Raw genomic sequence first — 18,174 nt, forward strand, 5'->3', positions numbered from 1 at the left:
ACTGGGGGTGCTGGCGCCCGCCTGATCCCACCGCTTGTTTTTTGATCCGCGCGGCCGCGCCTGACGCCGCCGCGACGGCACACGCGCGGCACTCGCCGGCGCGTGCTGGTTTCCCGAACCGTACGAGGTACCCCTGTGGCATTGTTCCTTCAACAGTTCCTGAACGGCCTGACGCTGGGCGGCGTGTACAGCCTGGTGGCGCTTGGCCTGACGCTGGTCTACGGCATCCTGCACGTGCCCAACTTTGCGCACGGCGCCTTCTACATGGCCGGCGCCTATGTGTCGTACTACCTGATGACCACGCTCGGTGTGAACTACTGGCTGGCGATGCTGGGCGCGGCGCTGGTGGTCGCGCTGCTGTCGATGCTGGCCGACCGGCTGGTGTTCCACCCGCTGCGCAATGCGCCCGAGCTGCACGACATGATCGCCGCCATCGGCATTCTGCTGTTCCTGGAAGCCGGCGCGCAGGCGTTGTGGGGCGCGGACTTCCACCGCATGCCCACGCCCTATGGCCAGATCGTCGAGGTGTTCGGGCTGACCGCGCCGCTGCAGCGCCTGCTGATCATCGGTGCAGCATTCGCGCTGATGGTGCTGCTGCACCTGTTCCTCACGCGCACCATGACCGGCGCCACCATCATGGCGATGGCGCAGAACCGCGAAGGCGCGGCGCTAGTCGGCATCGACGCCACGCGCGTAACGCTGCTGGTGTTTGCCATCTCCGGCGCGCTGGCCGCGATCGCCGCCACGCTCTACGCGCCGATCAACCTGGTCTACCCGAGCATGGGCAACCTGGTGATCACCAAGGCTTTCGTCATCATCATCCTCGGCGGCATGGGCAGCATCCCCGGCGCCATCGTCGGCGGGCTGATCATCGGCATGGCCGAGAGCTTCGGCGGGTTCTACGTTTCCACCGACTACAAGGACATCATCGCCTTCGTGCTGCTGGTGGTGATCCTGTCGATCCGGCCGCAGGGCCTGTTTGCCGGCAAGGCCGCCTGAGGGAGTCTGAAGACATGAAAGCACTGCAAGGAAAAACCGGCTGGATGCTGCTGCTGGCACTGGCCATCGCCTTCCCGCTGATCACGCCCAACAGCTATTACCTGACCGTGATGACGCTGGCCTTCATCTATGCCATCGCCACGCTCGGGCTGAACCTGATCACCGGCTACACCGGCCAGCTGAACCTGGCGCATGGCGGCTTCATGGCCATCGGCGCCTATACGCTGGGCATCCTGACCGTGGACCACCAGGTGCCATTCTGGCTGGCCTTCGTGCTGGCCGGGGTGATCTGCATGGTGCTGGGCTATGTGGTCGGCGTGGTCTCGCTGCGCCTGAAGGGCCATTACTTCTCGATCTTCACCATGTGCGTGGGCTACATCATCTACCTGCTGATCGAGAAATGGGAGAGCCTGACGCACGGCACGGTGGGGCTGATCGGCATCCCGGTACCGGCGGCGATCGGGCCGCTCAGCTTTGACAGCGTGCAGGCGCAGTATTACCTGGTGCTGGCCTTCCTGGCGGTCGGCACCTTCCTGATGCACCGCATCGTCACCTCGCTGCTGGGCCGCAGTTTCATGGCGGTGCGCAACAGCGACGCGCTGGCCGAGGCGCTGGGCCTCAACCTGATGCGCACCAAGGTGCTGTCGTTCGTGCTGTCGGTCGGCTACGCCGGCTTTGCCGGGGCGCTGTACGCGGGGCAGGTGCGCTTCCTGGGCCCGGACATCGCCCGCACCGACCTGACCTTCGACATGGTGATGTCGATGCTGGTGGGCGGCATCGGCACCATCTTCGGGCCGCTGCTGGGCGCGGTGCTGGTGCCGTGGATCACGCAGTCGCTGCAATTCATGCAGGACTACCGCATGCTGGTGTTCGGCCCGGTGCTGATCTTGCTGATCATCTTCGTGCCCGACGGCATCGTCGGCTCGTACCTGAAGAAACAGGCGCGCAAGGCCGCCGCCGCACGCCGCGGCAAGCAGGCCCAGCCCGCTGCCGCCGGCAGCAGCAACACCACCGCTGTCCCGACCACCCGCGCCGGAGCCGACCATGCTTGAGATCCGCAACCTGACCAAGAAATTCGGCGGCCTGACCGCGGTGCACGATGTCTCGGTGACCTTCGAGCAAGGCCGTATCAACGCCATCATCGGCCCCAACGGCGCGGGCAAGACCACCTTCTTCAACCTGGTCGCGGGCACGCATGCGCCCAGCTCCGGCCAGATCCTGTTCAAGGGCCAGGACGTGGCCGGCCTGCGCGCCGACCAGATCGCGCGCCTCGGCGTGGCCCGCACCTTCCAGGCCACCGCGCTGTTCGACCGCGCCACGGTGCTCGACAACCTGATCGTCGGCCATCGCCTGCGCACGCGCTCCGGCCTGGGCGACGTGCTGTTCAACACCCGGCGCCTGCGCGAGGAAGAGCGGCTGTGCCGCGACAAGGCCGAAGCCGCGCTGGACTTCGTCGGCCTGTCGCACCTGGCACACGAGGTGGCCGCCGACATCACGCAGGAGGCGCGCAAGCGCGTGGCCTTTGCGCTGGCACTGGCCACCGACCCGGAACTGCTGCTGCTCGACGAACCCGCCGGCGGCGTCAATCCCGAAGAAACCGTGGGCCTGGCCGAGCTGATCCGCAAGATGGTGCGCCATGGCAAGACCGTCTGCCTGATCGAACACAAGATGGACATGATCATGCGGCTGGCCGACAAGATCATGGTGCTGAACTACGGCGAGAAGATTGCCGAAGGCACGCCCGCGCAGATCCAGCAGGATCCGCATGTCATCGAGGCCTACCTGGGAGCCGACCATGTTGCAGCTTGAACGCGTCTCGCTGTCGTACGGCAGCTTCCGCGCCCTGGACAACATCACGCTGCACGCGGGCGCCGGCGAGCTGGTGGTGCTGCTGGGCGCCAACGGCGCCGGCAAGAGCTCGATCTTCCTGGCGATGAGCGCGATCCACCGCATCAGTGGCGGCAGCATGCGCTTCGACGGGCGCGAGCTGTCCGGCATGAAGCCGTCGCAGATCGTGCAGGCCGGGCTGGTGCATTGCCCGGAGGGCCGCAAGCTGTTCCCGGCGATGAGCGTGGAGAAGAACCTGGTGCTGGGCGCCTATGTGCACCGGCGCGACGGCGCCGGCATCCGCAAGACGCTGGACGAGGTCTATGAACTGTTCCCGATCCTGCGCCAGAAGAAGGACGACCCGGCCGGCTCGCTGTCCGGCGGGCAACAGCAGATGGTGGCGCTGGGGCGGGCGCTGATGAGCCGCCCGCGCGCGCTGCTGCTCGACGAGCCGTCGCTGGGGCTGGCGCCGCTGGTGGTCAAGCAGATGTTCGAGATCATCCAGCGCATCAACCGCGCGGGCACCACGGTGCTGCTGGCGGAGCAGAACGCCTACGCGGCGCTGGGGATTGCGCATCGCGCCTATGTGATCGAGAGCGGGAAGATCGTGATGGAGGGCGACAGGGATACGTTGTTGAAGGATGAGGGGATTCGCAAGGCGTATATCGGGGGGTAAAAAAGATCGAATGCCCTATCCCTTGCGATGGGGTGCTCCCTCTCCCGCAAGCGGGAGAGGGGCGCATACCGAGCGGTCGTCAACGAATTTCAGACATAACAAGCGCAGTACATTCAGGAGACAAAGCAATGCAAAGCAAATTCATGCGCCGTATCTTCCCGCTGGCCGCCACCGCTGTGGCCGCGATGCTGGTCTCGGGCGCCGCGCTGGCGCAGGAAGTGGTCAAGATCGGCTTTACCGGCCCGCTGTCCGGCGGCGCCGCGCTGTATGGCAAGAACGTGCTGTCGGGCATGCAGATGGCGGTGGACGAGATCAATGCCTCGGGCCTGGAGGTGAAGGGCAAGAAAGTCAAGCTGGAAGTGGTGGCGCTGGACGACAAGTACTCGCCGGCCGAGGCCGCCATCAACGGCCGCCGCCTGGTGCAGCAGCACAAGACCCCGGCGGTGTTCGTGCCGCATTCGGGCGGCATCTTCGCGCTGCAGGCCTTCAACGAGCAGGAGAAATTCCTGGTGATGGCCTACTCCAGCGTGCCGCGCATCACCGACGCCGGCAACAAGCTGACCATCCGCATCCCGCCCGCCTATACCGGCTACATCGAGCCGTTTATCAAGGCGCAGATGAAGCGCTATGGCAAGAACGTGGCGCTGGCCCCGGCCGACCACGACTACGCCAAGGCCTGGGTGCAGGCCTTCTTGCCGGCCTGGGAAGCCGCGGGCGGCAAGGTGGTGGCGAACAACCCGATGTCGTACACCAAGGCCACCGATTTCTATAGCGGCGTATCGCGCGCCATCAGCGAAAAGCCGGACGTGATGTTCGTAGGCGGCCCGTCGGAGCCGACCGCGCTGGTGGTCAAGCAGGCGCGAGAACTCGGCTTCAAGGGCGGCTTTATCGTGATGGACCAGGCCAAGATGGACGAGATGGCGAAGGTTACCAACGGCCTGGGCATGCTGGAAGGCTCGATCGGCGTGCTGCCGCTGGTCAACGACAACCGCCCGGCGGCGCAGGCGTTCAATGCCAGGTACAAGAAGCTGCATGACGGACGCGACGCCACCACCGAGATGTCGCTGAACTACACCATGGTGTATGCGCTGGCCGGGGCGATGAAGCTGGCTGGCACCACCAGCGACGCCGCGGCCATCCGCGCGAAGATGCCCGATGCCGTCAAGGGCCTGGCCAAGGAGGTCAACCCCAACGAGGTCGACGGTATCGACGCCAAGGGTGGCTCGATGGCCGACACCGTGGTCGGATGGGTGCAGAACGGCAAGATCTCGCAGGTGCGCCTGTCCGAACTGGCCAAGTAAAGCGACACGCGGCGGCGCTGCCGGTACGGCGGCGCACCAGCACAAACCCCGGCGGGCCCGCCAGGCTTGCCGGGGTTTTTTGTTGCGGCGGCTGCGTGGGCGGCGGCTAGCGGCGATCGCCGTCGCGGCCCTGGCGCGCCTCCAGCTGGCCGCGCTCATGCTGCACGCGTTGTTGTTGTTGTTGATGTTGCTGCTGTTGCTGCTGGCGTTGCTGGTCCATCTGCTGACGCTGGTGATCCTGCATCTGCCGTTGCTGCTCGTGCATCTGCCGTTGCTGCTGCTCGGCCTGGCGCTGCTGCTGTTCCGCCTGCCGCTGCATCGCCTGCTGGCGTTGCTGTTCCTGCATGGCGCGCTGCTGTTCATGCATCGCGCGCTGTTGCTCCTGCATCTGCCGCTGCTGCTGTTCCGCCTGCCTCTGCATCGCCTGCTGGCGCTGCTGTTCCTGCATCGCGCGCTGCTGCTCCTGCATCGCGCGCTGCTGCTCCTGCATATGGCGCTGCTGCTGTTCCGCTTGCCGCTGCATGACCTGCTGGCGCTGCTGCTCCTGCATGGCACGCTGCTGCTCCTGCATCTGCCGCTGCTGCTGTTCGGCCTGGTGCTGCATCGCCTGCTGGCGCTGCTGTTCCTGCGCCTGGCGCTGCTGGCCTTCCTGGATCTGCCGCTGCTGCTCAAAACGCTGGCGCTGCATCTCCTGCCCCTGCCGCTCGGCGGCCTGGCGCTGCGCGTCGGGCTGGCGCTGCCGCGCTTCCTCCATCTGCCGCTGCTGCTGGGCCTGCTGCATCTGTCGCTGCTGTTCGAAGCGCTGGCGCTGCATCTCCTGCGATTGCCGCGCCGGATCGGGGCGCTCCTGCCCGTCAGCCCACTGGCGCGGCGGCATGCGCTGCTGGCGCTGCTCGTCCAGTTGCCGTTGCTGCTCGCGCAGGGCGCGCTGCTGTTCCATCTGCTGGCGCTGCGGTTCGCGCTGCAGGGCCGGTTGCTGCGGCTGGGCGCCACCCGCCACGCCTGGCTGTCCGGCAAAGCCGCGTGCCTCGTCGGGCCGGGTGCTCTGGCCGCGGCCATTGCCACGCCACGGCTCGCCCCGGACACTGGCATCGTTGCGCTCGGCACGGTCGTCTGCACCGGCATCCGGGCGCCCGCCGCGTGGCTGGCCCTGGGCGTGGTCACGCGACGCGATGGCCGCCTGGCTCATGCGCACGTCGCGCACCGGCCGTGCGTCGCGGCCGGGCCGCCGTTCATTGCCGCCGCGCCAGGCGGGGCCAGCTCCGGGCACGACCCCGCCCTCGCGCGCAAAGCGCCGGGCCAGGTCATCCGTCGCCGGACGGCCCGGCTCGCGCGCGGCGATGGCCTGGCGTTCGAAGCCATGGCGCGCCTGCGGCGGCAGCGGCCGCAGCGGCGCCGCGCCCACCAGGCTGCCCTTCACCGGTGCCACCGGCGGCGCGCCGCGGGCTTCGCCCGCCGGCAGGTTGCGCCACTCGGGCCGGTGCAGGCCGCGCGCCGGCCGGCCTTCGACAAAGTTGCGCGCCGGCATGCCGGTGATGGCGCCGGGCACGTTGCGGTTGGCATACAGCGGCGGCCGGCGGTCGCCCATCACGAAGTTATTGACGGTGACCCGGTTGATGCGGGCGACGTAGGTCGGGCTGGCGCGATAGACCGGCCGGTAGGCGTCGCGCGGTCCCAGCGGATACCAGGCCACGCCGGGCCCGCTGCCCACGCGCACGTTCCAGCCAGGCCCGGCACCGACAAAGGCCACCAGCGCCGGCGCGTAGCACGGGCGCACCCGCGGCCCGGGGACCCAGCCCCAGCGCGCGCCCACATAGGCCCAGCGGCCATAATGCGACGGCGCGAAGCCCCACGGCGCGTCGTCGATCCAGGTCCAGCCCCACGGCGCAATCCAGGCCCAGTGGCCGGCGCTGTAAGGTGCCCAGCCCACGCTGACCACGCGCGGGAACCACACCGCGCCGTAGCCGGGGTCTTCCTGCCAGTCGCCATAGCCGTCCAGCGCGGCGTAGCCCGGCATCTCGCGCGGCACGTAGCGCGCCGACTGCGACGCGTCTTCGCGCGCGTCGCGGGCCGCGGTCCAGCGGTCGAACGCGTCTTCCGGCACCGCGCCGCCGCCCGCATCCGCCAGGTCGGTGCCGGCAAAGCGCATGCGGTCGCCGCGCCGCAGCTCGACCGTGCGGCTGTCGCCGTAAACCACCGCGCTGCCATGGCGCAGGGTCACGGTGGTGGTGCTGCCGTCAGGCGCCACGTCCAGGCGATAGTCGCCGGGCTCGCGCGGCACGAAGGCCAGGTTGGGGGTATCGACCTCGACCGTCTGGCCCGGCGGCAACGCGCGCACCCGTACCTGCAACGTACCCTGCGTCAGCTTGACCTGCGTCGCGCTGTCATCCAGGTTCAGGATGCTGGCGGCGGTGGCGCCGCCCATGCGCAGCGCTACCGTGCCGGCGTGCAGCTCAGCGCGTCCGCCGGGCTCCAGCCAGAGCCGGTCGCCGGTGGTCACCGGCCGGTTCAGCCCGGCCGCGGCCCAGTCGTCCGAGCCCGCGGGCGCAAAACTAAACTGGCCGTCGACCGCGGTCAGCGTGGCGATGCGCGAGGAGGGATCCGCCTGTTGCAGCGCGGCGTCGGCAACCGGCGCATCGAGATAAGGTTCGCCGGGCGCGGCGGGCACCTGCGCCAGTGCAGTAGCCGCCACTGCGAGGCCAACAGCTGTCGCCAGCGCGGTCAGCGCCAGCCTGCCGCCAGAGCGGCCACGGGCCAGGGCGGCGGATTGGAAGGGATCGGACATGGAAGGGCAGGAACAGGACAACCACTGGGGTCGGCGGGCAGGCCGGCCCACGCCGGCGGCAACCCTATTGTCACCATACATGGCACGGGGTGCGGCGGCGCGTTCGGCGCGGCACAGTTTGTAAGCTGGTATTTCGCCAGGTGGCGACGGCGGGCCGCGGGGGCCGGGGCGCGCGGCAGGCTGCGGGCGGGCAGGCGGCCGGCGCCGGCCTGGCGGGGCCGGGCCTGCCGTCAAAGGTGGAAACAACTTTTGCTCGCGCGGCGGCAAGGTCCGGGCCGGATGCCGCTCAGCGGCCGTCCTGCTGGCGCAGCATCTCGGTCAGGTTCTCGGCGGTCATCGGACGCCCGTACAGGTAGCCCTGCGCCTCATGGCAGCCGTTTGCCAGCAGGAAATCGCGCTGCTCGGCGGTTTCCACGCCTTCGGCCACCACCCCGATGTGCAGGCTGGCGCCCACATTGATCACCGAGCGCACGATGGCCGCGTCGACCGGGTCTTCGGTCACGTTGCGGATGAAGGACTGGTCGATCTTGAGCCGGTCCACCGGGAACGACTTCAGGAAGCTGAGCGAGGCATAGCCCGTGCCGAAGTCATCGCAGGTCAGCGTAATGCCGTCGCGGCGCAGCGCCTGCAGCTGGTCCGAGACCTCGTCGCCCTGCTGCAGGGCGATGGTCTCGGTGATCTCGATCTCGAGGCAGTCGGGCGCCAGTTCCAGCGCCCGCAGCACGTGCCGCACCTCGGTCAGCAGGCGGCTTTCGGACAGCTGGGCCGCGAACAGGTTGATTGCCACCCGCGGCGGCCGCGGAAACGCCAGCGACCAGGCACGCGCCTGGGCACAGGCAGTCTGCAGCAGCCACATGCCGACATCGCTGGCGATGCTGCTGCCAGCCAGCGCGTCGATAAAAGCGGCGGGCGACAGCAGCCCACGGGTGGGATGGCGCCAGCGCATCAGCGCCTCGGCGCCATGGACACGGCCGTCGCGCAGGTCGACCTGGGGCTGGTACAGCAGTTCGAACTGGCGCTGGGCATAGGCTTCGTGCAGCGCCTGCACCAGCGACAGGCGCGCGGTCACGTCCGAGCGCATCTGCGGCTTGAAGAAGCGGATGGTGCGGCCGCCGTCGTGCTTGGCCCGCGCCAGCGCCAGGCTGGCCGCCGCCAGCATGTCCGAGCCCTGTTCGCCGGCCGCGGGCGCCACGCAGGCGCCGATGCTGGCCAGCACGTGGTGGCGGCGCCCGGCATGCTCGTGCGGGGAGGACAGCATCGACAGGATCGCGGCGCTGACGTGGCGCACCAGGGTGGGATCGGCAATAGAAGGCAGCAGCACGCCGAATTCGTCGCTGCCGATGCGGCCAATGACGGCGTCGCGGGGCGAGGCATCGCGCAGGCGGCGGGCCACGCGCTGCAGGATGATGTCGCCTTCGGCATGGCCATGCATGTCGTTGAAGGCGCGGAAGTCATCAATGCCGATCAGCAGCAATGCGCAGCGCGGCACGGCCTCGCTATGCAGGCGTGCTTCCAGCCGTTCCAGAAAGCCCTGACGATTGTCAACGCCGGTCAGCGGATCGAGATCCGAGCCTGGCGAGGCGCCAGCCGACTTCGCCCCCGACTTGGCCACCATCCCTGCCCCATCTGTAATTGTCGACATTGTTACCCGCTAGCAATTTAGCAAGTGTGACGAAAACTTGGAAAAAATCAAGCAGTTCCCATACTGGCCAAAACCCCTAGGCGCCGGCGCAACGCCGGGCCTGCCGGGAGCCGCGTGCGCGTTGAATCGGGCGGCCGCATACAGTACCCTACCGCGCATCGGCGCCCCGCCCCTGCAGTCCCGGCCCTCCCCACGGCCCGCCTTGCCGGCTTCGGCCGCGCCCCGAACAAGAACATCACCGGGATAACACCGTGAATGAATGGACCATCCGCACGCGCATCCTGGCAAGCTTTTCGCTGATCCTGCTTGTCATGGCGCTGATGGGCGTAGTCGCCTATACCCGCCTGAGCGCGATTGAACGAGGCACCACGCTGATGCTGCAGGACGCGCTGCCCGGGCTGAACTACAGCACCGGCATCCGCGGCGTCTGGGGCGAGCGCTACGTGCTGGCATGGCAGACCATCAACGCCACCGACGAAGCGCAGCGGCGCAGCTTCCAGCAGCAAGGCCAGGAGGCTGCCGGCCGCCTGGACAAGCTCGAGCAGCAATACGAGGCCACCATCACGCGCGACGAAGACCGGGCCGCCTTCAAGGCCTATCGCGACGTGCGCGCGCGTTATGAACAGGCGGCCCAGGTCCTGTCACGCCAGGGCGACTGGAGCAGCGCCGCCGCCTCGGCAGCGCTGCGCGGCGAGGCGCATGACCGCTGGATCGAGGCACGCAAGGCGACCCAGCACCTGGTGGACGACAACAGCGCGGTCAACGCCCGCGCCGCGCAAGGCATCGACGATGCCGTCAATGCCGCCAAGCTTGGCATCGAAGCGGCGCTGATCGTGGCGTTGGGGGTGGCGCTGGTATGCGGCTACCTGCTGCTGCGCGCGATCACGGTGCCGATGCAGTCGATCGTCGGCCTGCTGGCCGGCATCCGCGGCGGCGACCTGCGCCTGCGCATGGCGCTGCGCCGCAAGGACGAGTTCCACGAAGTGGAAGAAGGCTTCAACCAGATGACCGGCGAGCTGACTTCGCTGGTGGGCCAGGCCCAGCGCACCGCGATCCAGGTCACCACCTCGGTCAACGAGATCGCCGCCACGGCGCGCCAGCAGCAGGCCACCGCCACCGAGACCGCCGCCACCACCACGCAGATCGGTGCAACCTCGCGCGAGATCTCGGCCACCGCGCGCGACCTGGTGCGCACCATCCACGAAGTCTCCAGCGCCGCCGAGCAGGCCGCGGCGCTGGCCGGCACCGGGCAGGGCGGCCTGTCGCGCATGGAAGGCACCATGCAGCATGTGATGGATGCCGCCGGCTCGGTCAACGCCAAGCTGGCCACGCTCAACGAAAAGGCCGGCAATATCAACCAAGTGGTGACCACCATCGCCAAGGTCGCCGACCAGACCAACCTGCTGTCGCTGAACGCCGCGATCGAAGCCGAGAAGGCCGGCGAATACGGCCGCGGCTTCGCCGTGGTGGCCACCGAGATCCGCCGCCTGGCCGACCAGACCGCGGTGGCCACCTATGACATCGAGCAGATGGTGCGCGAGATCCAGTCGGCGGTGTCGGCCGGCGTGATGGGCATGGACAAGTTCTCGGAGGAAGTGCGCCGGGGCATGTCCGAGGTCACGCAAGTGGGCGACCAGCTGTCGCAGATCATCGCCCAGGTGCAGTCGCTGGCGCCGCGCGTGCTGATGGTCAATGAAGGCATGCAGGCCCAGGCCGGCGGCGCCGAGCAGATCAACCAGGCGCTGATGCAGCTGTCCGAGGCCGCGCAGCAGACCGTCGAATCGCTGCGCCAGTCGAGCCAGGCGATCGACGAACTGACACTGGTCGCCAACGACCTGCGCAGCGGCGTGTCGCGCTTCAAGGTCTAGGCTGCCGGTTCCCGCACCGGGCCGTCGCGCGCCGCCGCCATGAAACTCTTCCTGCTGTTCCGCCTGGGCGCCGACCACTACGCGCTCGATGCCGCCGAGATTGCGGAAGTGCTGCCGCTGACGCGGCTGAAGCAAATTCCCGGCGCGCCGGCCTGGGTGGCGGGACTGATGGAGCGGCGCGGCCAGCCGGTGCCGGTGCTCGACCTGCCCGCGCTGGCTACCGGCGTGCCCGCCGCGTTGCGCACCAGCACGCGCACGGTGCTGGTCCATTACCGCCGCGCTGAAGGCGAACCCGTGCGGCTGCTCGGCCTGCGCCTGGAAGCGGCCACGCAGACGCTGCGCTGTCCGGCGGAATCGTTCCTCGACGCCGGCGTGTCCGGCGCCAGCCCGCGCTATCTCGGTCCGGTGCGGCATGACGCGCGCGGCCTGGTGCAATGGGTCAGGGTCGGCGCCCTGCTGCCGGACGAGGTCCATGCCATGCTGTTCGCCGAAGCCGCCGGGGAGGACGCCGCATGAGCACCGCCGCGCATATCGAAGCCTTGCTCAAGGCCCGCATCGGCCTGGACGCCGGCGCCATCGGCAGCGGCGCGGTGGCGCGCGCCGTGCGCGAACGCCAGCAGGCGCGGCACGCGCCCGATACCGAGGCGTACTGGCAACTGCTGCAAGGCACGGCCGACGAATTCCAGGCGCTGATCGAGGCCGTGGTGGTGCCCGAGACCTGGTTCTTCCGGCACCGCGAAGCCTTGCTGGCGCTGGGCCGCTTTGCCGCCGAACGCGCCTTTGCCGACAGCCGGCGCACGCTGCGGCTGCTGAGCCTGCCCTGCTCCACCGGCGAAGAGCCGTATTCGATCGCCATGGCGCTGCTCGATGCCGGCGTGCCGCCGGGGCGCTTCTATATCGACGCGGTGGACATCAGCGCGCGTGCGCTGGCCCGTGCGCGCCAGGGGCAATACAGCGCCAACGCCTTCCGCAGCGCGCCGCTGGACTTCCGCGACCGTTATTTCACCGCCACGCCTACCGGCTACGCGCTGGACGCGCGCGTGCGCGCGCAGGTGCGGCTGCTGCAGGGCAACCTGGTCGAGCCTGGCCTGCTCGCCGGCGAAGCGCCTTATGACTTTGTATTCTGCCGCAACCTGTTGATCTACTTCGACGCCGCCGGGCAGCGGCAGGCGGTGCAGACCCTGGTGCGCCTGACCATGCCCGACGGCCTGCTTTTCGTCGGGCCGGCCGAGGCCAGCGTGCTGAGCGCGCAGGGGCTGGAGCCGGTCGGCATCCCGCTGACCTTTGCCTTCCGCAAGCCCACCGCCGCGGCGCTGCGTGCGCGGGCCCCGTCCCACCCGCCGGTCCACGCCACCCAGCCACGCCGCATGGCCGCGCCGCCGCGCCTGCCGCGGCCGCCCGCGTCCATGCGTCCTCCGGCGCTGCGGCCCTCCGCGCCGGCCGCACCATCAGCTTCCGATGCGCGCGCATCGGAGCTGGCCGCGATCGCGGCAATGGCCGACCGCGGCGAACTGGACGCCGCCACGGCCGCGTGCCTGGCGCTGCTCGACCGTGCCGCGCCGGATACCGATGGCGCCGCCATGGCCGATGCCTATGGCATGCTCGGCGTGCTGCACGACGCCGCCGGCCGCGTCGCCCAGGCGCACGCGGCCTACCGCAAGGCGCTCTACCTGGACCCATCGCACCAGGAAAGCCTGTATCACCTGGCCGCGTTGCTCGACACCGAAGGCGACCACGATGGCGCCACCCGCTTGCGCCAGCGCGCGCAGCGCCACACCCGCAAGCACCATGGCTGAGACCCGCGCCCATCCCTTTGCCGCCGTGGTGGACGCCGACGGCGTGGACGACTGCTGGCGGCGCATCGGCGTGCGCGGCGACGGCAGTTGCCCGGCGCTGGCCGAGCACGCCCACTGCCGCAACTGCCCAACCTACGCGCAGGCCGCTGCCCGGCTGCTGGACGCCCGGGAGCTGGAGCAGGATCTGCAGGTCTTGCCCGATGCCGGCGGCAGCGATGGCAATGATGGCCATGCCGGCGACGACCGCAACGACAGCGGCACCGCGCTGGCTTGCCTGGTGTTCCGCATCGGCGATGAATGGCTGGCGCTGCCGACCGCCGCGCTGGGCGAAGTCACCGCGCCAGGCCCGATCCATTCGCTGCCGCACCGGCGCGATGCCGCCGTACTGGGGCTGGCCGCGGTGCGCGGCAACCTGCTGGCCTGCCTGTCGCTGGCGCACGTGTTCGACACGGGCGCAGCCCGCGCCGAGCTCAACGCTGCCGGCAGCCGCTTCCTGATCCTTGGACAAGGGCGCGCCGCGATCGCCCTGCCGGTGGCCGAGATCTCCGGCATTGTACGGGTGCGGCGCGCCGCGCTGCTGCCGCTGCCCGCCACGCTGGCGCGCGGCTCGGCCCGCTATACCCAGGCGCTCTTTCTCGACCAGGGCCGCAGCGTCGGCCTGCTCGACGCCGCGCAAGTCCGCCAGGCACTGGCACGGAGCCTGGCATGAACCCGGAACAATTGCGCGACGCCTCGCTGCTGGAATTGTTTGCGCTCGAAGCCGACGCCCAGGCCGAGATCCTCAACGCCGGGCTGCTGGCGCTGGAGCGCAACCCGGGCGCACCCGAGCAGCTCGAGGCGTGCATGCGCGCGGCGCACTCGCTCAAGGGCGCGGCCCGCATCGTCGGGCTCGACGGCGGCGTGCGGCTGGCGCATGCCATGGAAGACTGCCTGGTCGCCGCCCAGGGCGGCATGCCGCTGGCTGCCGCGCATATCGATGCGCTGCTGCAGGGCACCGACCTGCTGCTGCGCATCGGCCATCCGCCCGGAGGCGACCCGGACTGGTCCGAGCAGGCCGGCCGCGCCGAGATCGACGCGGTGGTGCAGCGGCTGGGTTCGCTCGACGGCGGCGGCGCGCCGGCGCAGCGCGCCGCTGCCGACGCGACCGCCCCCGCTGCCGCCCCGGTCAGCACCCCCGCCCCTGCGCCGACGCTCGAGCCCGACATCGCGCCGCCGGCACCGATGGCCGCGCACAGCACAGACGGCCACGAGCGCATGCTGCGCATCAATGCGGATGCGCTGGACCAGATGCTGGCACTGTCGGGCGAGGCCATGGTCGAATCGCACTGGCTGCGGCCCTTCGGCAAAGCGCTGCAAAAGGCGCGGCGCCAGCAGGCGCGCGCGCTGTCCGCGGCCGATACGCTGCAGCAGGCCCTGCGCGAGACCCAGGATGGCGGCGGCGCGCATGCGTCAGCGGCGGCACAGGCGGCGCTGGCCGAACTGCGCCAGCTGCTCGACGATGGCCACCAGCAACTGGCGGCGCGGCTCGACGAGTTCGAGCAGTACGATCATCGCGCCACGCGGCTGGCGCGGCGGCTCTATGACAGCGCGCTGGCCTCGCGCATGCGCCCGCTCTCCGACGGCCTGGCCGGCTACGCGCGCATGGTGCGCGATCTGGGCCGCTCGCTGGGCAAGCCAGTGCACCTGGAGCTGTCCGGCGCCGGCACGCAGGTGGACCGCGACATCCTCGAGGCGCTGGACGCACCCCTGGCACACCTGCTGCGCAATGCCGTGGACCATGGCATCGAGGCACCGGCGGTGCGCCAGGCCCAGGGCAAGCCGGCGCAAGGCCGCGTGATGCTGCACGCGCGCCACAACGCGGGCCGGCTGCAGATCGAGATTTCCGACGACGGCGCCGGGGTCGACCTGGACGCGCTGCGACGCGCCATCGTGCGGCGGCGGCTGGCCTCCGAAGACACGGCGGCGCGGCTGTCGCAGGCGGAGCTGCTCGACTTCCTGCTGCTGCCCGGCTTCAGCATGCGCGACACCGTCTCCGAAGTCTCCGGCCGCGGCGTCGGCCTCGACGCGGTGCAGGAGATGGTGCGACGCGTGCGCGGCAGCCTGCGCCTGACGCAGCAGCCTGGCCAGGGCCTGCACTTCAGCCTCGAGCTGCCGCTGACGCTGTCGGTGGTGCGCACGCTGCTGGTGGACGTGGCCGGCGAAGCCTATGCCTTCCCGCTCGGCCGCGTGCTGCGCGCGACCTCGGTGGCGCGTAGCGAGATCGAACAGACCGAAGGCCACCAGCATTTCCGCCACGAGGGCCGTGCCATCGGGCTGGTCAGCGCGGCACAGGTGCTGCAGCGGGACGGCGCCGAGGCCGGCGCGGCCCAGGCGCAGGTACCGGTGGTGATCATCGGCGAGGCCGAGCGGACCTATGCGATTGCGGTCGACCGCATGCTGGGCGAACGCCTGCTGGTGGTGCAGCCGCTACCCGCGGCACTAGGCAAGGTCCGCGACATTGCCGCCGGCAGCCTGACCGACGATGGCACGCCGGTGCTGATCTTCGATGTCGAGGACATGATCCGCTCGGTCGAGAAGCTGGTGTCGGAGGGCCGCATCGAAGGCGTGCGCCAGGCCGAAGCGGCCAGCGTGCAGGCGCGCGCGCGGCGCGTGCTGGTGGTGGACGACTCGCTCACCGTGCGCGAGCTGCAGCGCAAGCTGCTGGCCGGGCGCGGCTATGACGTGGCGGTCGCGGTCGACGGCATGGACGGCTGGAACGTGCTGCGCGCCGAGCCCTTCGACCTGGTCATCACCGACGTCGACATGCCGCGCATGGACGGCATCGAGCTGGTGCGCCGGATTCGCCAGGACGCCGCGCTGCGCCAGTTGCCAGTGATGGTGGTGTCGTACAAGGACCGCGAGCAGGACCGCCAGCGCGGGCTGGAGGCCGGCGCGGACTATTATCTGGCCAAGGGCAGTTTCCATGACGCCGCGTTGCTCGACGCGGTCCAGGACCTGATCGGCGAGGCACGTCCATGAAAATCGGCATCGTCAATGATTCAGCGCTCGCGGTCGCCGCGCTGCGCCGCGCGCTGGCGCTGGATCCGGCGTTCGAGATCGCATGGGTTGCCGGCGACGGCGCCCAGGCGGTGCAACTGGCTGCGCGCCAGACCCCCGACCTGATCCTGATGGACCTGCTGATGCCGGTCATGGACGGCGTCGAGGCCACGCGCCTGATCATGGCCGCCACGCCGTGCGCCATCGTGGTGGTGACCATGGACCTGGGCCGCAACGCGTCGCAGGTGTTCGACGCCATGGGCCATGGCGCCATCGACGCGGTCGATACCCCGACCCTGGCCGAAGCCGACGCGCAGCTGGCCGCCGGGCCGCTGCTGCGCAAGCTGCGCAATATTGCGCGCCTGCTGGCGGGCCGGGTGGCGCCGCAGCACGCGCTGCCGGCGGCGCCGCGCGCCGGCAGCGCGCCGCGGCTGGTGGCGATCGGCGCCTCGGCCGGCGGCCCGGCCGCGCTGGCCACGCTGCTGGGTGCGCTGCCGGCGGACTTCAGCGCCGCGGTGGTCACCGTGCAGCATGTCGACGAGGCCTTTGCCGCCGGCATGGCCGACTGGCTCGACGGGCAATGCGCGCTGCCGGTGCGCATTGCGCGCGCCGGCGAGGCGCCGCAGGCCGGCACCGTGCTGCTGGCCGGCACCAACGACCACCTGCGCCTGGCCGGACCGAGCCGGCTGGCCTACACCGAGCAACCCTGCGACTACCTTTATCGCCCCTCCATCGATGTGTTCTTCGAAAGCGTGGTGGAACACTGGCGCGGCGACGTGATCGGCGTGCTGCTCACCGGCATGGGCCGCGACGGCGCGCTCGGCCTGAAGGCGATACGCGACCGCGGTTTCCTGACCATCGCCCAGGACCGCGCCACCAGCGCCGTGTACGGCATGCCCAAGGCCGCCGCCGCCCTTGGCGCCGCCGCCGAGATCCTGCCGCTGCCGCGCATCGCGGCACGGCTGGTGCAGGCGTGCGGGCCCGCGGCACTGCCGTGGCCCGCCCCGACCGCCTGAATGCATGCAATGGGTCCCGGCCGCGCCGGGACCGCGAGACCTGGAATTGAATATGCAACCCGAATCCCTTAACCCATCCGGCATGCCCGCACCGGCGCCGGCCGTCGACAAGCAGGAATACCTGGCCATGGTGCTGCTGGTGGACGACCAGGCCATGGTCGGGGAAGCCGTGCGCCGCGCGCTCGCCAGCGAGCCGGACATCGACTTCCATTACTGCGCGCAGCCGGATGAAGCGGTGGCCGTGGCGCAGCGCACCAAGCCCACCGTGATCCTGCAGGACCTGGTGATGCCGGGCGTCGATGGCCTGACGCTGGTGCAACGCTATCGCGACAACCCCGCCACCCGCGATATCCCGATCATCGTGCTATCGACCAAGGAAGAAGCCGCGACCAAGGGCGCGGCGTTTGCCGCCGGCGCCAACGACTACCTGGTCAAGCTGCCGGACAGCATCGAACTCATTGCACGCATCCGCTATCACTCGCGCTCCTACGTGAACCAGTTGCAGCGCGACGAAGCCTACCGTGCGCTGCGGCAAAGCCAGCAGCAACTGCTGGAAACCAACCTGGAACTGCAGCGCCTGACCAACTCTGACGGCCTGACCGGCTTGTCCAACCGGCGCTATTTCGACGAATACCTCGGCGCGGAATGGCGCCGCGCACTGCGCGAGCAGACCCAGCTGGCGCTGCTGATGATCGATGTCGACGCGTTCAAGGCCTACAACGACACCTACGGCCACGTCGCCGGCGACGAGGTGCTGCGCCGCGTGGCCGCCGTGATCCGCGACAATTGCGTGCGCGCCGCCGACCTGCCCGCACGCTTCGGCGGTGAAGAGTTCGCCATGGTGCTGCCGGCTACCTCGCCCGGCGGCGTGCGGCTGCTGGCCGAAAAGGTGCGGCGCGCGGTGCAGGGGCTGGCCATTGCCCACAGCGGCTCGCCTACCCTGGACTGCGTGACCGTCAGCATCGGTGGTGCGGTGCTGGTGCCGCAGGCCGGCGCGCAGCCCAGCCAGTTGGTGGAAGCGGCCGATGCGGGCCTCTACCAGGCCAAGCGCAATGGCCGCAACCTGGTCATGATGTCGCCGCCCTGAGCCGCGTCCGCACGCCGGCGCGGCTGCCCGCCACCATGGCACCAACGTGGCGGCAACAAGCAGTTACACATCTGCGCAGGCGGCACGGCCACCTGCGGCCGCGGCCCGTCGCGCCGCCGCGCTTGTGCTGCCAAGGCGCGC

At 70.0% G+C, this 18,174-nt stretch carries 14 protein-coding genes; 12 read left to right on the forward strand and 2 right to left on the reverse strand.

What is annotated here, in order from left to right; genetic code table 11:
- Positions 1 to 135 precede the first annotated feature (135 nt).
- The 5 genes from E5S69_RS13505 (at position 136) to E5S69_RS13525 (ending at position 4,803) form a co-directional block, all read left to right on the forward strand.
- Positions 136 to 999, forward strand: a complete 864-nt coding sequence (locus E5S69_RS13505) for a branched-chain amino acid ABC transporter permease (protein ID WP_171515161.1) — start codon at positions 136 to 138, stop codon at positions 997 to 999.
- Positions 1,000 to 1,013: 14 nt separating this feature from the next.
- The gene (locus E5S69_RS13510) at positions 1,014 to 2,051 is read left to right on the forward strand and encodes a branched-chain amino acid ABC transporter permease (protein ID WP_171515162.1); all 1,038 of its coding nucleotides are present in this window, start codon (positions 1,014 to 1,016) and stop codon (positions 2,049 to 2,051) included.
- Complete coding sequence (locus E5S69_RS13515; RefSeq protein WP_171515163.1) at positions 2,044 to 2,808, forward strand: ABC transporter ATP-binding protein; 765 nt, start codon at positions 2,044 to 2,046, stop codon at positions 2,806 to 2,808. The genes E5S69_RS13510 and E5S69_RS13515 overlap by 8 nt, the downstream gene beginning before the upstream one ends.
- The gene (locus E5S69_RS13520; RefSeq protein WP_171515164.1) at positions 2,795 to 3,502 is read left to right on the forward strand and encodes an ABC transporter ATP-binding protein; all 708 of its coding nucleotides are present in this window, start codon (positions 2,795 to 2,797) and stop codon (positions 3,500 to 3,502) included. The genes E5S69_RS13515 and E5S69_RS13520 overlap by 14 nt, the downstream gene beginning before the upstream one ends.
- 128 nt (positions 3,503 to 3,630) lie before the next feature.
- A complete protein-coding gene (locus E5S69_RS13525; RefSeq protein ID WP_171515165.1) occupies positions 3,631 to 4,803 on the forward strand; it encodes an ABC transporter substrate-binding protein in 1,173 nt (390 codons plus the stop codon).
- A gap of 106 nt (positions 4,804 to 4,909) precedes the next feature.
- Here E5S69_RS13525 and E5S69_RS13530 read toward each other — a convergent pair whose 3' ends face one another.
- Both E5S69_RS13530 and E5S69_RS13535 read right to left on the reverse strand, forming a co-directional pair.
- On the reverse strand, positions 4,910 to 7,588 hold the full coding sequence (locus E5S69_RS13530) for a DUF6600 domain-containing protein (protein ID WP_171515166.1): 2,679 nt from the start codon (positions 7,586 to 7,588) through the stop codon (positions 4,910 to 4,912).
- Between the two features lie 286 nt (positions 7,589 to 7,874).
- Complete coding sequence (locus tag E5S69_RS13535; protein ID WP_171515369.1) at positions 7,875 to 9,203, reverse strand: putative bifunctional diguanylate cyclase/phosphodiesterase; 1,329 nt, start codon at positions 9,201 to 9,203, stop codon at positions 7,875 to 7,877.
- Between the two features lie 278 nt (positions 9,204 to 9,481).
- On the opposite strand from E5S69_RS13535, the gene E5S69_RS13540 reads away from it, so the two are divergent.
- The 7 genes from E5S69_RS13540 to E5S69_RS13570 are packed head-to-tail and all read left to right on the forward strand — an operon-like array spanning position 9,482 to position 18,033.
- Positions 9,482 to 11,098: a methyl-accepting chemotaxis protein gene (locus E5S69_RS13540; protein WP_171515167.1), complete on the forward strand. Its 1,617-nt coding sequence runs from the start codon at positions 9,482 to 9,484 to the stop codon at positions 11,096 to 11,098.
- A gap of 39 nt (positions 11,099 to 11,137) precedes the next feature.
- A complete protein-coding gene (locus tag E5S69_RS13545; RefSeq protein WP_171515168.1) occupies positions 11,138 to 11,614 on the forward strand; it encodes a chemotaxis protein CheW in 477 nt (158 codons plus the stop codon).
- Positions 11,611 to 12,894 (forward strand): CheR family methyltransferase, encoded by a 1,284-nt coding sequence (locus E5S69_RS13550; RefSeq protein WP_171515169.1) that lies wholly within the window; start codon positions 11,611 to 11,613, stop codon positions 12,892 to 12,894. Before E5S69_RS13545 ends, E5S69_RS13550 begins: the two co-directional genes overlap by 4 nt.
- Positions 12,887 to 13,603, forward strand: coding sequence for a chemotaxis protein CheW (locus E5S69_RS13555; RefSeq protein WP_171515170.1), 717 nt, complete (start codon positions 12,887 to 12,889; stop codon positions 13,601 to 13,603). The genes E5S69_RS13550 and E5S69_RS13555 overlap by 8 nt, the downstream gene beginning before the upstream one ends.
- On the forward strand, positions 13,600 to 15,912 hold the full coding sequence (locus E5S69_RS13560) for a hybrid sensor histidine kinase/response regulator (RefSeq protein ID WP_171515171.1): 2,313 nt from the start codon (positions 13,600 to 13,602) through the stop codon (positions 15,910 to 15,912). Before E5S69_RS13555 ends, E5S69_RS13560 begins: the two co-directional genes overlap by 4 nt.
- Positions 15,909 to 16,946, forward strand: coding sequence for a chemotaxis response regulator protein-glutamate methylesterase (locus E5S69_RS13565; protein ID WP_171515172.1), 1,038 nt, complete (start codon positions 15,909 to 15,911; stop codon positions 16,944 to 16,946). Before E5S69_RS13560 ends, E5S69_RS13565 begins: the two co-directional genes overlap by 4 nt.
- A gap of 52 nt (positions 16,947 to 16,998) precedes the next feature.
- A complete protein-coding gene (locus tag E5S69_RS13570) occupies positions 16,999 to 18,033 on the forward strand; it encodes a diguanylate cyclase (protein ID WP_423766628.1) in 1,035 nt (344 codons plus the stop codon).
- The last annotated feature ends 141 nt before the right edge of the window (positions 18,034 to 18,174 follow it).

The sequence above is a fragment of the Cupriavidus necator genome, assembly GCF_013141915.1.
GTDB classification, from domain to species: Bacteria; Pseudomonadota; Gammaproteobacteria; order Burkholderiales; family Burkholderiaceae; genus Cupriavidus; species Cupriavidus necator_B.

Excerpts from the sequence above, each read along its gene's own strand:
- E5S69_RS13510 (WP_171515162.1), top strand. The coding sequence starts at position 1,014 with ATGAAAGCACTGCAAGGAAAAACCGGCTGGATGCTGCTGCTGGCACTG.
- E5S69_RS13515 (WP_171515163.1), top strand. The coding sequence starts at position 2,044 with ATGCTTGAGATCCGCAACCTGACCAAGAAATTCGGCGGCCTGACCGCG.
- E5S69_RS13520 (WP_171515164.1), top strand. The coding sequence starts at position 2,795 with ATGTTGCAGCTTGAACGCGTCTCGCTGTCGTACGGCAGCTTCCGCGCC.
- E5S69_RS13525 (WP_171515165.1), top strand. The coding sequence starts at position 3,631 with ATGCAAAGCAAATTCATGCGCCGTATCTTCCCGCTGGCCGCCACCGCT.
- E5S69_RS13530 (WP_171515166.1), bottom strand. The coding sequence starts at position 7,588 with ATGTCCGATCCCTTCCAATCCGCCGCCCTGGCCCGTGGCCGCTCTGGC.
- E5S69_RS13535 (WP_171515369.1), bottom strand. The coding sequence starts at position 9,203 with ATGGTGGCCAAGTCGGGGGCGAAGTCGGCTGGCGCCTCGCCAGGCTCG.
- E5S69_RS13545 (WP_171515168.1), top strand. The coding sequence starts at position 11,138 with ATGAAACTCTTCCTGCTGTTCCGCCTGGGCGCCGACCACTACGCGCTC.
- E5S69_RS13550 (WP_171515169.1), top strand. The coding sequence starts at position 11,611 with ATGAGCACCGCCGCGCATATCGAAGCCTTGCTCAAGGCCCGCATCGGC.
- E5S69_RS13555 (WP_171515170.1), top strand. The coding sequence starts at position 12,887 with ATGGCTGAGACCCGCGCCCATCCCTTTGCCGCCGTGGTGGACGCCGAC.
- E5S69_RS13560 (WP_171515171.1), top strand. The coding sequence starts at position 13,600 with ATGAACCCGGAACAATTGCGCGACGCCTCGCTGCTGGAATTGTTTGCG.
- E5S69_RS13565 (WP_171515172.1), top strand. The coding sequence starts at position 15,909 with ATGAAAATCGGCATCGTCAATGATTCAGCGCTCGCGGTCGCCGCGCTG.
- E5S69_RS13570 (WP_423766628.1), top strand. The coding sequence starts at position 16,999 with ATGCAACCCGAATCCCTTAACCCATCCGGCATGCCCGCACCGGCGCCG.